Origin of the sequence: Campylobacter sp. S4:11 (genome assembly GCF_024723695.1) — a bacterium.
Taxonomy (GTDB): domain Bacteria; phylum Campylobacterota; class Campylobacteria; order Campylobacterales; family Campylobacteraceae; genus Campylobacter_D; species Campylobacter_D jejuni_C.
In genome coordinates, this window is record NZ_JANQDC010000120.1 from 1 (window position 1) to 292 (window position 292).

General features: G+C 29.5%; 1 pseudogene. It reads left to right on the forward strand.

Annotated features, from left to right (window positions below):
- A pseudogene (locus CAMP5053_RS08495) lies at window positions 1-292 on the forward strand (ShlB/FhaC/HecB family hemolysin secretion/activation protein); the annotation flags it as partial.

The window sequence follows — 292 nt, forward strand, 5'->3', positions numbered from 1 at the left end:
CTTACAAGATTTACAAGATATATCTAATATCATTGCTTATTATTTCCAAGTTAATGGCTATCCTGCTGCAACAGCTTATGTGCCTCAACAAGAATTTGAAGATAGTATTCAAATAAACATAGCCTTAGGAACATTAGGTAAGTATATAATAAAGAATAAAACTACTATAAAAGATCATTTCATAGAGAGTAAGCTTAATGAAAGAATTAAAGGTGAAATCATCTCTACTAAACTCATAGAAGATAGTGTATATAAAGTCAATGAAATGTATGGAGTACAAACCCTAGCAGGT